The sequence below is a fragment of the Meridianimaribacter flavus genome (genome assembly GCF_004366715.1).
GTDB lineage: Bacteria > Bacteroidota > Bacteroidia > Flavobacteriales > Flavobacteriaceae > Gaetbulibacter_B > Gaetbulibacter_B jejuensis.
This window is the reverse complement of sequence record NZ_SOQZ01000002.1, coordinates 44,261-57,429: the sequence shown is the minus strand read 5'-3', so window position 1 is coordinate 57,429 and position 13,169 is coordinate 44,261. Positions and strand designations below refer to the sequence as shown.

The 13,169-nt window shown below is 33.3% G+C and carries 9 protein-coding genes; 2 read left to right on the top strand and 7 right to left on the bottom strand.

Annotation, left to right across the window (positions count from 1 at the left end; translation table 11 throughout):
- Position 1 precedes the first annotated feature (1 nt).
- From gshB to aroC, 3 genes are read right to left on the bottom strand one after another with little or no spacing between them, the layout of a single operon-like run.
- Positions 2 to 1,039, bottom strand: a complete 1,038-nt coding sequence (gene gshB / locus A8975_RS05045) for a glutathione synthase (RefSeq protein WP_129760030.1) — start codon at positions 1,037 to 1,039, stop codon at positions 2 to 4.
- 43 nt (positions 1,040 to 1,082) lie between these two features.
- Positions 1,083 to 2,408, bottom strand: coding sequence for a dicarboxylate/amino acid:cation symporter (locus A8975_RS05040; RefSeq protein WP_134198910.1), 1,326 nt, complete (start codon positions 2,406 to 2,408; stop codon positions 1,083 to 1,085).
- Between the two features lie 49 nt (positions 2,409 to 2,457).
- Positions 2,458 to 3,528, bottom strand: a complete 1,071-nt coding sequence (gene aroC, locus A8975_RS05035; RefSeq protein ID WP_134198909.1) for a chorismate synthase — start codon at positions 3,526 to 3,528, stop codon at positions 2,458 to 2,460.
- A 187-nt stretch (positions 3,529 to 3,715) separates the two neighbouring features.
- Between aroC and A8975_RS05030 the strand changes: the two genes are divergently transcribed.
- Positions 3,716 to 4,558, top strand: a complete 843-nt coding sequence (locus A8975_RS05030) for a UDP-2,3-diacylglucosamine diphosphatase (RefSeq protein ID WP_129760027.1) — start codon at positions 3,716 to 3,718, stop codon at positions 4,556 to 4,558.
- Between the two features lie 3 nt (positions 4,559 to 4,561).
- On the opposite strand, the gene A8975_RS05025 is transcribed toward A8975_RS05030, so the two are convergent.
- A complete protein-coding gene (locus tag A8975_RS05025; protein ID WP_134198908.1) occupies positions 4,562 to 7,459 on the bottom strand; it encodes an FAD-binding and (Fe-S)-binding domain-containing protein in 2,898 nt (965 codons plus the stop codon).
- A gap of 125 nt (positions 7,460 to 7,584) precedes the next feature.
- Here A8975_RS05025 and A8975_RS05020 point away from each other — a divergent pair, with 125 nt between their 5' ends.
- Entirely contained in the window at positions 7,585 to 8,061 is a 477-nt protein-coding gene (locus A8975_RS05020; protein ID WP_134198907.1) for a hypothetical protein, read from the top strand.
- A gap of 57 nt (positions 8,062 to 8,118) precedes the next feature.
- On the opposite strand, the gene bshA is transcribed toward A8975_RS05020, so the two are convergent.
- The 3 genes from bshA to A8975_RS05005 form a co-directional block, all read right to left on the bottom strand.
- Positions 8,119 to 9,255: an N-acetyl-alpha-D-glucosaminyl L-malate synthase BshA gene (gene bshA, locus A8975_RS05015; RefSeq protein WP_134198906.1), complete on the bottom strand. Its 1,137-nt coding sequence runs from the start codon at positions 9,253 to 9,255 to the stop codon at positions 8,119 to 8,121.
- Between the two features lie 2 nt (positions 9,256 to 9,257).
- A complete protein-coding gene (locus A8975_RS05010; RefSeq protein ID WP_134198905.1) occupies positions 9,258 to 12,251 on the bottom strand; it encodes a glycoside hydrolase family 3 N-terminal domain-containing protein in 2,994 nt (997 codons plus the stop codon).
- A 114-nt stretch (positions 12,252 to 12,365) separates the two neighbouring features.
- Complete coding sequence (locus A8975_RS05005) at positions 12,366 to 13,160, bottom strand: cation transporter (RefSeq protein WP_134198904.1); 795 nt, start codon at positions 13,158 to 13,160, stop codon at positions 12,366 to 12,368.
- Positions 13,161 to 13,169: the final 9 nt, after the last annotated feature.

The following is a 13,169-nucleotide window of genomic DNA, read 5'->3' as shown; positions in this document are numbered from 1 at the left end:
ACTAAGCGTCTTCTACAGTTTTTCTTAATCGCGAACGACGGTTAAATGCTTCCAGATTATCAAGTACTTTACTCTCAAGGAAATCAATAACCTTTTCTTCAACTTTGGTTTTGTTTTTATATACTTTATTAATGTAAGTTATGCCTCCAGGAGACATCACATTTACTTCAACTAATTTTCCTCCAATAACATCAATACCAACAAAGTATAAACCGTCTTTAACTAGTTTTGGTCCAATTTGTTTGCATAAGGCTTTTTCAGCTTTAGTAAGTGTGTGTTTTTGAACGCTTCCACCAGCAGACACATTAGAGCGATGATCGTCGGTTCCAGGAACGCGTTTCATGGCTCCAACAGGTTCTCCATTGAGCATTAAAATTCTAACATCTCCTTGATCTGCACCTTCTATATAATCTTGAAGAATAACATAGTTTGAAGTTCCATCAGAATTTGAAATATAGAAATCTAACAATGAATTGATATTGCTCATCGCTGATCTTTCAATAAGAATAACACCAGAACCACCAAATCCATTTAGTGGTTTTAATATCATTTTATCGGCTTTTGATTCCTTGATTTGCTTAATTAAATACCTTTTGTTTTTTGATACGTGTGTATTAGGAATAATGTTGCTATGCGCATCACCAAATGCTGCGGTGTATAACTTGTTATTTGCTTCGCGCATACCTTCTAAAGAGTTAATGATAAACACATCATCTTTAACTGAATCCAAGAAGTTAAGCATTATAGGATCCAAAGGCGGATTCGCTCTAAAAAAGATAGCATCAAAACCTGCAAGTGGCAACATTTCTTCTCGTAATTCGGCTTTTTTATAAAATGCTTTTAATGATGAGGGCACTTTATCCATTCTACCTACAACTGTACAAAAAGCATTAGTAACACTATTTCTAATAGTTAAATTTGCAGGCGAACACAAGGCAACACCATGACCACGTTTTGCACATTCTTTTATTAAAGCTAAGCTTGTATCGTTTTCTGGATCAATATTTTCCCATGGATACATTAAAAAGCAAACATTCATAGTTTTGATTTTGGTAAGTTAGACTATTTTAAAAGTAGCTATTTTATTTAACATGTTCGTAATGGTCGTCCCAATTTTTAGGCTTAGGCTTGTGTAATTTACCTAATGACTTAGCAACCATCATTGAAACAGTAGCGTCTCCTGTTACGTTTACAACTGTTCTACACATATCTAAAGGTCTATCAACAGCAAAAATAAGCGCTAAACCAATAGGTAATAATTCTGCAGGGAAACCAACAGATTCCAATACAATTACTAACATTACCATACCTGCACTTGGTACAGCTGCACTACCTACAGATGCAAGTATTGCAGTAGCGATGATTACTAATTGATTGGTTATAGTTAATCCTTCAGGCCATACAACTTGCATGATAAAAACTGCAGCAATACCTTGATACAAACTAGTTCCATCCATGTTTACAGTTGCACCAACAGGCAATACAAAACCTGATACTTCTTTATCTACTCCAATATGCTCTTCAACACGTTCCATAGTAACAGGAAGCGTTGCAGCACTACTACTTGTTGAAAAAGCTAAAAGTTGTGCTGGTGACATCTTGTTTAAAAACCAGATAGGTGATTTTTTAGTGTAAAGTTTTACTAATATCAAATAGAATACAATCATGATAAATAACCCAACAATTACACATAATGCATAGTTGAGAAGTTTAAGCAAAATTTCGGTATCATCAAATGCAACAATTACATTTGCCATTAAAGCTAAAACAGCATAAGGAGCAAAAAGCATAATTAAATCTACCATTTTCATGACTACTTCGTTGAGTGAGTCAAAAAACCGAACCAAAGGTTTGGCTTTCTTTTCAGGTATAAGTAGCAAACAAATACCTACAAACAATGCAAAGAAAATTACCTGAAGCATTTTAGCTTCACCTAAAGCTGTAAAAATATTACTCGGAAATATATCTACAAGCGCTTGTAAAGGGCCAGCATCTTGCTGTGCTGAAGCTTTTGTTAGTTTATCAGTGACACCTGCGTCATTTTCGTATTTGAGTTTAATTTTTTCGAGTGTATCGGCAGACATTCCTACTCCTGGTTTTACCACATTTACAATAGACAAACCAATAACAATGGCTACTATGGTTGTACACAGATAAATAGCAATTGTGCGTAATCCCATAGATTTAATCTTAGAGATATCTTTTAAATCTGATACACCTTTAATTAATGATGCAAGTATTAATGGAACAGCTATAAGTTTTAATAAGTTGATAAAAATAGTTCCAAAAGGCGCAATCCAATCGGTTACAAAATCTTTTCCTCCTGAAATGGAATTCATAATAAATCCGAGAATGACACCTAAAATCATTCCTATTATAATCTTCCAGTGTAATGCTATTTTTTTCATACTAAAACTTTCTACAAAAGCAGAAATTCATTTAAATTAAACTTAACTCTTACCAATCGCGAGACTCTTGTCTTCTCAGAAGTGCGTAATCTGCTAATACCAATGCAGCCATGGCTTCAACAATTGGAATTGCTCTAGGAACTACACAAGGATCATGTCTTCCTTTTCCGTGCATTTCTACCATTTCTCCTTCACTATTTATGGTGTCTTGATTTTGCATTATAGTAGCAACTGGCTTAAAAGCAACTCTAAAATAGATGTCCATTCCATTGCTAATTCCACCTTGAATACCTCCAGATAAGTTACTTTTTGTGCTTCCATCAGCATTAAATAAATCATTATGCTCACTACCTTTCATTTTTGTACCACAAAATCCACTTCCGTATTCAAATCCTTTTACTGCGTTTATGGATAACATGGCTTTACCTAATTCAGCGTGAAGCTTATCAAACACAGGCTCTCCCAAGCCAACAGGAACATTTTGAAGCACACAAGTTACAGTGCCACCAATGGTGTCACCTTCTTTTCTTATGGCTTTTATTTTAGTAATCATTTGTTCTGCAACAGCATTGTCTGGACAACGTACTGTATTGCTTTCGGTTTTACTAAAATCTAAGTCCTGATAAGGTTTTTCTAAATAAATATCACCAACTGAAGATGTGTAAGCATTTATTTTTATGTCTTTTAAAATTTGCTTTGCAATAGCTCCTGCTACTACTCTACTTGCAGTTTCTCTAGCAGAACTACGTCCTCCACCACGATAATCTCTTGTGCCATATTTTTGGTCGTAAGTATAATCGGCATGACTTGGTCTGTAAGTATCTTTTATATGCGAATAGTCTTTTGATTTTTGATTGGTGTTGTGAATTGTAAAACCAATAGGAGTTCCTGTAGTTTTACCTTCAAAAATACCTGACAAGAACTCTACAGTATCAGGTTCTTTACGTTGGGTAACAATGTCTGATTGTCCTGGTTTTCTTCGGTTTAATTCATTTTGAATTGCATCAAAATCTAAAGTTAAACCTGCTGGACAACCATCAATAATACCACCTATTGCTACTCCATGAGACTCACCAAATGTGGTAAGCTTAAATAATTTTCCGAAGGAATTTCCTGCCATATACATTTATTTTACGCTAATGTAAATGTAATATTACAGAAACAAAAATTGAATTTCATAAAGACTGCCTTTAGCTAAGGAAATTTAATAACATTCTCTTAACCATAAACTCACGGTTAATTAATTGGCTCTTAAACATTAAGTAATATATAAATGTGTTATTTGCATTTAAAACCTAGTATTTGCCTTGAAGATTAAACGAAAAGTAGAAGTAGCTGTAATTTCTGATGTACATCTAGGAACTTATGGCTGTCACGCTAAACAATTACTTACCTACCTTAACAGCATTCAGCCTAAAAAGTTAGTGCTAAATGGCGATATTATCGATATATGGCAGTTTAGCAAACGTTATTTTCCTAAGTCGCATTTAAGAGTGATCAAGAAAATAATTGACATGGCTTCAGATGGTGTAGAAGTTATTTACATTACAGGGAACCATGATGAAATGCTACGTAAATTTAGCGATACCAAAATTGGAAAAATTTCTATAGTTGATAAAATTGTATTAGAGCTTGACGGAAAAAAAGCTTGGATTTTCCATGGTGACGTATTTGATGTGTCTATTCAAAACGCAAAATGGTTAGCGAAATTAGGTGGTTATGGTTACGATTTATTAATTCTTCTCAACCGCTTTACTAACTGGTGTTTAGAACGAATGGGTAAAGAAAAATACTCACTATCCAAAAAGATTAAAAACAGCGTTAAACGTGCTGTAAAATACATTAATGATTTTGAAGAAGTAGCTTCAGATTTAGCTATTGAAAACGGTTATGACTATGTTATTTGTGGTCATATTCATCAACCTAAAATGATTATTAAAGAAAATAAACACGGTAAAACTACCTATTTGAATTCTGGTGATTGGGTTGAAAATTTTACCGCTTTAGAGTACCAATTTAAACGTTGGAAAATATACAATTACAGTAAAGACAAACTCTCTCCATTCTTTGCTGATGAAGACATTAAAGATATGGAAGTAAAAGACTTAATAGCTGCTATAACTATCGTTGACCAACACAGCAAAAAGTAGTTTTTATTTTAATAAAGCTTCTTTTAATATAGTGATTGGATGCAATGCTTCTCGAGAAGTTCCATCTTTTATTTGATGTCTACAACTAGTTCCATTAGCTGAAATAATCACATCTTTAGAGGCTTTTTTTACAGCAGGAAACAAGGTTTGATTGCCAACTTGCATACTCACTTTATAATGCTCTTTTTCATAACCAAAACTTCCTGCCATTCCACAACAACCACTAGGAATAATAGTGACTTTATAGTTTTTAGGAAGATTTAAAACTGTAAAACTAGAAAGTTGATTTACCAATGCCTTTTGATGACAATGTCCATGAAACTTTATGGTTTTTGCTTCTAAAGTAAATTGCTCTGGTTTTATGTTACCCAATTCGATTTCTTGTTGGATAAACTCTTCTACTAAGAAGGTGTGTTTTGCAATTGCTTCAGAAGATGTTTTATCGTCTGCTAATTTTATATATTCATCTTTAAAAGTTAATATAGCTGAAGGTTCAATACCTACTAACGGTGTGCTTTCAGTAATTAATGAATTAAAGTATTTTATATTTCTATTAGTCAATATTTTAGCCTCCACTAAAAACCCTTTTGAAATATAGCTTCGCCCACTTTCTATAGTGTCGATTATAACGACTTTATAATTCAAGGCTTCTAAAAGGATTTTTGCATCAAGAGCGATATGAGACTCTAAGTAATTAATAAATTCATCTACGAAGAGATAAACCGTTTTTATAGGTTTAACAATAGTATTAGTTTGATATTGTTGTAGCTTAGAAAACGGCTTGGTAACTTTTGGCAAACTTCTATCTGCATGAACACCAATTCTCTTTTTAATTATACTTGATGTGAATTTCTGCTGAAATAATGCATTGGATAACTTTGGAAATTGAGCAGCTAGTTTATTGTACTTAGTGGATTGTGCAAAAAAACGGTCTTTAGATTTAAATCCGTTTGCCTTTTGATATTGATACTGAAACTCAGCCTTTAGAGTAGCAACATCCACACTGCTTGGGCATTCACTAGCACAGGCTTTACAGCTCAAGCACAAATCGAAAACTTCTTTCAATTCATGATGATTAAACTTATTTACTTTATCCGATTGTGTTAAAAACTCACGCAATGCATTAGCTCTAGCTCTTGTGGTGTCTTTTTCGTTTTTAGTAGCACGATAACTTGGACACATTGTTCCTCCAAATTCAGGTAATTTTCTACAATCACCAGAACCATTGCACTTTTCAGCTTCACGTAAAATGCCTTCTGATGCTGAAAAATCCATAAGTGTTTCAACTATTGGCTCTTTTCTGTCAGTAACATAACGCAGAGATTCGTCCATTGGATATGCATCTACAATTTTTCCAGGATTGAAGATATTATTTGGATCAAAAGCAGATTTGATACGTTTTAATAACTGGTAGTTGTCCTCGCCAATCATCATCGGGATAAATTCAGCTCTTACAATACCATCTCCATGCTCTCCACTCATAGAGCCTTTATATTTCTTCACTAATTTTGCTACATCAGTGGTTATTTTTCTAAATAAAATAACATCTTCAGACTTTTTAAGATTTAAAACTGGTCTCAAATGCAATTCTCCTGCTCCAGCATGTGCATAATAAATAGCTTTTTGTTTATAGCTATTCATTATTTGTGTAAACTCACTAATGTAATTTGCTAAATCGGGAAGCGCAACAGCAGTATCTTCAATACATGCAGCTGACTTTTTATCACCAATCATATTACCCAACAAACCTAAACCTGCTTTTCTAAGTTCGTTGGCTTTATCAATAGCGTCATCCATTAGAATAACATTAGCATAACTTAAGCCTGTTAATTCTATAGTTTTTATTAGAGCTTCTACTTGTTTTTTAGCTTCATCAATGGTATTTGCTCTAATTTCGCACATTAATATAGCCTCAGGATCTCCTTTAATAAACTGCCTGTTAGCTTGCTGAACTTTGTTATGCTTTGTTAAATCCAATATGGTTTTATCTAGCATTTCACAAGTATACAAGTTGTGGTTCATAGTAGCTGCAACTGCATCAAGACAACTGTTTATAGTACTAAAATGTGCAGCTACCATTATACTTTTGGTTGGTGGTAGCTCGTCAAGTTTTAAAGTGATTTGCGTTGTGAATGCCAAAGTACCTTCACTACCCGAAAGCAGCTTACACATATTAAAAGGGTGTTCGCCTTCAAAGAGTTCGGTATTTATAAGTTCGTCAATGGCATAACCAGTATTGCGACGATGAATTTCTGGTTTTGGAAAATTAGCTTTTATATTGGCTCTAACAGTTTCAGGTTCTAATTCAGAGAACATACTTTTGTAAATATGACCTTCTAAAGTATTTAATGCCATTTTAGTGTTAAACTCATTTTTGGATAGATCTCCAAAAACCACTTCGCTTCCATCACTTAACACAGTATGTAATTCTACAACTTTATCTCTTGTAACTCCATATTGAATAGAGGTTGTCCCTGATGAATTATTGCCAACCATTCCTCCTATCATACAACGATTGGATGTTGATGTGTTAGGTCCAAAAAAGAGTCCGTAGGGTTTTAGATAATTGTTAAGCACATCTCTAACCACTCCTGGTTGAACAGTAACTGTTTTGTTCTCTTTATCAAGAGAGATAATTTTTGTAAAATACTTGGATACATCAACAACAATACCTTTGCCAACACATTGTCCTGCTAATGATGTTCCTGCGGTTCTAGGTATTAATGAGGTGTTATTTGTATTGGCATAAGCAATAAGTGTTTTAATGTCTTGTACTGTTTTTGGGTATGCAACAGCAGAAGGTTTCATACGATAAACAGAAGCATCAGTAGCATAAATAGACGTTGTTAAATCGTCAAAAAACAACTCACCTTCTAGTTGGTCTTTTAGGCTCTTTAGCATATTCTTAACATCTTAATATTTATTTTTATCGTATATATACTATGCATGCTCTTTTTGCTTATATTTATTATTCAACTAAAATAAACATTAAGTAGCTGCGTTAAAACTTTAAAACTTTAAAATTTATGAAAAAATTATTTTTATTAGCCATTGCATTTATTGGCTTTACTACATTATCGAATGCGCAAGATATTTCTCCAAACGCTATAGGTCTTAGACTAGGTGATAGTGACGGATTTGGAGCAGAAGTTTCTTACCAAAGAGGATTAGGTGATAATAACCGATTAGAGTTTGATTTAGGTTGGCGAAGTGGAAATGGATACGACGGTTTTAAACTTGCTGGTTTATACCAATGGGTTTGGAATATAGATGGTGGCTTTAACTGGTATGCTGGTGCTGGTGGTGGAGTTGGTTCATACAGCTTCGATAACAATGATTTTGATGATGAAACATTCATCTTTGCTGCTGGTGATATAGGTATTGAATATAATTTTGATATTCCTTTACTATTGTCACTTGACTTTAGACCAGAGTTAGGCTTTGGAGACTATAGAGACGATGTTGATTTTGATATAGCCTTAGGTATTAGATATCAATTCTAATAATTAAGAAACTACTTTTATAAAAAAACCACCTTGCAAAAGGTGGTTTTTCTTTTTTTACAGTACCATACATTTTTGCAAGGTATCTTTATATATTGCTTCGTATTGCGGAACTATTTTATGAATATCAAACTTAGCTGCTTCTTCCCTAGCGTTTTGCTTAAATGTTGCTAAGCGTTCTTCATCACTTAAAATATGAACTGCATTTTTACTCATACTTTCCACATCATTTACATTACTTAAAAACCCTGTAACTCCTTCAATATTTACCTCTGGAATTCCACCTGTATTACTAGAAATAACAGGAACTCCAGACACCATAGCTTCAAGAGCCGCTAATCCAAAACTTTCAGTTATTGAAGGCAACAAGAACAAATCACTAAAACACAAAATTCTATCAACTTCATTACTATTACCAAAGAAAATAACCTTATCGCTTATTCCTAACTGTTCGCATAATTGTTCAGCAGGTTTACGCTCAGGACCTTCTCCTACCATCATTAGTTTAGCAGGAATTTCCTTTTGAATATTATAAAACACCTTTACAACATCAGTAATTTGTTTTACAGGTCTAAAGTTACTAATGTGGGTAATTATTTTTTCGTCTTCATTAGCCATCATACCTCGTTGACAATCGGTAAACGTATGCTTGTATTTACCAATATCAATAAAGTTTGGAATAACTTCTATATCATTTTTTATATCAAATAATCTTAAAGTGTCCTCTTTTAAACTTTCAGAAACTGACGTTACAGCATCAGATTTGTTGATACTAAATGTTACTGCAGGCTTATAAAATGGATGGTTACCAACAAGCGTAATATCTGTTCCGTGAAGCGTTGTTACAATAGGAACATAAATACCTTCTTCTTGCAACATCTTTTTAGCCATATATGCTGCATAAGCATGAGGAATCGCATAATGCACGTGTAGTATTTCAATACCATGAAGTTTTACCATATCTACCAACTTGCTAGATAATGCTAACTCATAAGGTTGATAATGAAACAATGGATATTCAGGTACATTTACTTCATGAAAGTGTACTTTTGTACTTAATAATTCTAATCGTACAGGTTGACTGTAAGTGATAAAATGTATTTCGTGACCACGTTTAGAAAGTTCTAAACCAAGTTCGGTAGCAACAACTCCACTTCCTCCAAATGTAGGATAACAAACAATTCCTATTTTCATTTTTATTCTATAATCGCTTCGTAAATTAAACGTTGTATTTCGGTTCTAATATTTTCTCTTAAAAGCAAGTTTTTTCCAGCTCTAGGATAGGTTCTATTTGCTAAAAAGATATAAACTATTTCTTCTTCAGGATCTGCCCAAGCATAGGTTCCTGTAAACCCTGAATGCCCAAAACTTTGTAAGGATAAACAACCACAGGTTGGACCTTCTTCACCTAATTGTGGTTTATCAAAACCAACTCCTCTCCTGTTATCTCTATGACAATAGTAACATTTATTGAACTTATCTAAAGTTTCTGTTTTAAAGTATCGCTTACCTCCATAAAAGCCTTTTTGCAAAAACATTTGCATGATTTTGGCAACATCATTAGCATTGCTAAAAATTCCTGCATGACCACCTACTCCATTTTGCATTGCTGCTCCCATGTCATGTACATAACCATGTACTTCTTGATATCTGTAATAGTCGTCAATTTCAGTAGGAACTATCTGTGAGTTACTAAAAAGTTGTGACGGATTGTATGTAGTATAATTTGCTCCCAATGATTGGTAAAAGTGTTCTTGAACTAGTTCATCAAGAGGTTTGTCGTAATAGCTCTCAATATATTTCTTTAAAATATAATATGGTAAATCGCTATACCTATACCTTTGTCTTGATAGTAAATCGCTATCCTTTATGATTTTTTGTATAGAATCAGGATAATCGTGACGTAGATAAACTTCTTCTGCTACTTTAATACTAAAGTTAGGGCTGTATTTTCTTCGGTAGTATTTAGCATCTGGTTTTTTTGTGACGCTATCTAATGTGGCTGCATAAAATGGAATCCAAGGTTTTAATCTTGCATAATGCGATAGCATTTCTTTTATGGTAATGTCAGATTTATTCGAACTTTTATACTCAGGTAAAATTTTAGATAGTTTAGTGTCTAACGATACTGCTCCTTTTTCTTCTAACTCCATAAGCAATGGTAGTGTTGCCAAAATTTTGGTTAAAGAAGCTACATCATACAAATCTTCAAATTTTACTTTGTCATCTCCTTCGTATCTATGTTTTCCAAAGTTTTTGTTGTAAACCACTTTCCCTTTTCTGGCAACTAATAGCTGTATACCAGGAGTCATTTGATTGCTAATAGCATAATTAGCCACTGAATCTAGTTTTGATAACTTTTCAGAACTCATACCAACTTGCTCTGGCAAGCCATAACTCAAGGATTTTATACTGTTATAAGTAATTCCGTCGCCTACTTTAAAATGAATGCCTGTAGACACAGGTAATGCGCCTTTTGCAGCAACAGCTCCAAATACTACTTGAGCAGATTTTTGCTGAGCTATAGTACTGTTTTGGTAACTAACCACAATACCTTCTATGTTTTCAACAGTATGCAAATCGATTAACGCATAAGGACGTGCAAATACGTCTAAAATAACTTTATTGGTTCTTGCAATTTCGTACAACCAAACCAATTCTTGATCTTTAAACTTATAGTCTTTCCAAGGCGAAGCATTAGACTTATGTAACCCAACAATTACTGTATTATAATTTTGAAGTTTAGTAAGTAATTCATCAAGCTTTTCGGCTTTAACATGGTGTACTTTAGTGTATTTTTTTAATTCCTCATAAAACGGAGTACCATCATCATCTCCAAAGCTTACATAAGCAATTTTCTTTTCATCAAGCTTTCGTAATGGTAAGATATCTTCTTTATTGCGCACAACCGTTATCGCATTCTCCATAAGGTTTTCGTACAGCAAATCATCTTTAAGTCTATTTAAGTCTTCAACCAAATTGTGGATTCCTATAGGTGAATACTTATTTAAACCAACTTTATATTTTGCCATCAATATTTTTTTCACCGAATGCGATAATCGTTCTTCAGTAATAATACTATCAGTATAAGCAGTAGCAAATAGTTTTATGGCTTGTTCAGGGTTTTCAGACATTAACATCACATCATTACCTGCTAAAAAGGCTTTTAAATCATTTTCACCTCCTTGAGGCATTTTTGTAGTACTGTTGCCATCTATACCTTTTTCAACATAATCAGCAACACCTTTCATTTCAAGCGCATCAGTAAAAATTAATCCTTTAAACTGAAGTGAGTCTTTTAAAATATCAGTAACAATGTGTTTAGATAATGACGAAGGATAACCTGGTCTTGGTTCTAAACTAGGTACGCTAAGATGTGCAACCATAACACTGCTTAAGCCTTCTTTTATTAGTTTTTTGTAAGGATATAGCTCTATAGAATCAATTCGTTTTTCATCAAATGTAATCGTAGGTAATGTTTTATGCGAATCGCTTTCGGTATCACCATGACCTGGAAAATGTTTAGCGTTTGCCAATACGCCAGCACTTTGCATTCCTTTCATAAATGCTAAAGCTTTTTCGGTAACGTTATCTCTATCCTCACCAAACGAACGATTACCGATAATTGGGTTTTTAGGATTTGTATTAATATCTACTACTGGCGCAAAATTAAAATGCACTCCAAGACGTTTGTTATGCTCTCCTATTTGATAACCTGTTTTTTCAACTAATGCATTATCTCTAATAGCTCCTAGTGTCATATTCCAAGGAAATGCATAAGTAGAATCTAAACGCATGCTTAAACCCCATTCTGCATCCATACCAATTAACAACGGAACTTTAGCAGCAGCCTGCAATTCGTTATTAAGTCTAGCTTGACGTACTGGTCCTCCTTTTGAATAAATTAATCCACCTATGTGTTGGTCTTTAATAAGTTTAACTATTTTGGTTTTTGTCGCTTTATCTTGATTAGAAAACACTTGAACCATAAACAATTGCCCTAACTTTTCTTCCAAAGACATAGCATTGTAAATGCTATCAACCCATTTTTGTTGTGCTTCAACATCTTTATGAAGCAATGGATTTGTTAAATCTTGCTGTGGTAATGCTTGTTGTTTCTCTTCTTGAGCACAACTTATAGTAGTAAAAGAGAGGTATATGATAGATATAAGGGAGAAAATGCATCTCATACATTAAAGTTTTTGGTATAATGAATTAAAAACTATGCCAAAATACCATTTTTACAAAGAAGTTTGAAGGACTTTAAGATAGATTTATAAAGAAGATAATTAACAATATATTATCTACTTGCTTAATTTTAAAATTCTAAAAGCACCTTGAACTACTAATATAAAAACAACCGAACCGATAATTAAATCTGGTTTACCAGAATTCAACCAATTAACTAGAATTCCAGCTACAATAACACCTAAATTAATTATTATATCATTTGAAGTGAAAATCATACTTGCTTTCATATGTGCCTCTTCTTTGCTCTTGGACCTTTGTAAAATATATAGGCAAATACCATTGGCTATCAATGCAAGAATTGACACATAAATCATTGTTGTGAAATTAGGAAGATTTTCTGCTCCAAAAAAACGTCTTAAAACCTCTACAAAACCAATTATTGCAAGTGTAATTTGAAAATAACCAGAAAGTTTAGCTATACTCTTTTTCTTTGTCATTGAGCCTCCAACTGCAAATAAGCTTATACCATACACAAAACTATCTGCAAGCATATCTAAGCTATCAGCTACTAGTCCCATAGATTTCGAAATCAAGCCTGTAGTCATTTCTACAACAAAAAAGACAAAATTGATTACTAGTACTGACCAAAGTACTTTTCTTTGGTTTTTGTTTTCCTTGAATGTGGTTTGACTAGTAGTAATTGTTGAAATTTTCTTTGCTCCTAAATTAAGCTCAGCAATAGATTTTTCGATTAGATTAATTTCTTCTGTATGAAATACAGAAAGCCTTCTATTCGGAATATCAAAGTCTAAATTTGCAATACTTGAAATACCATCTAATTTCATTCTAATGAGATTTTCCTCTGATGGACAATCCATTTTGGTAATTTCAAATACTGTTTTTTTCATTTTACTTTT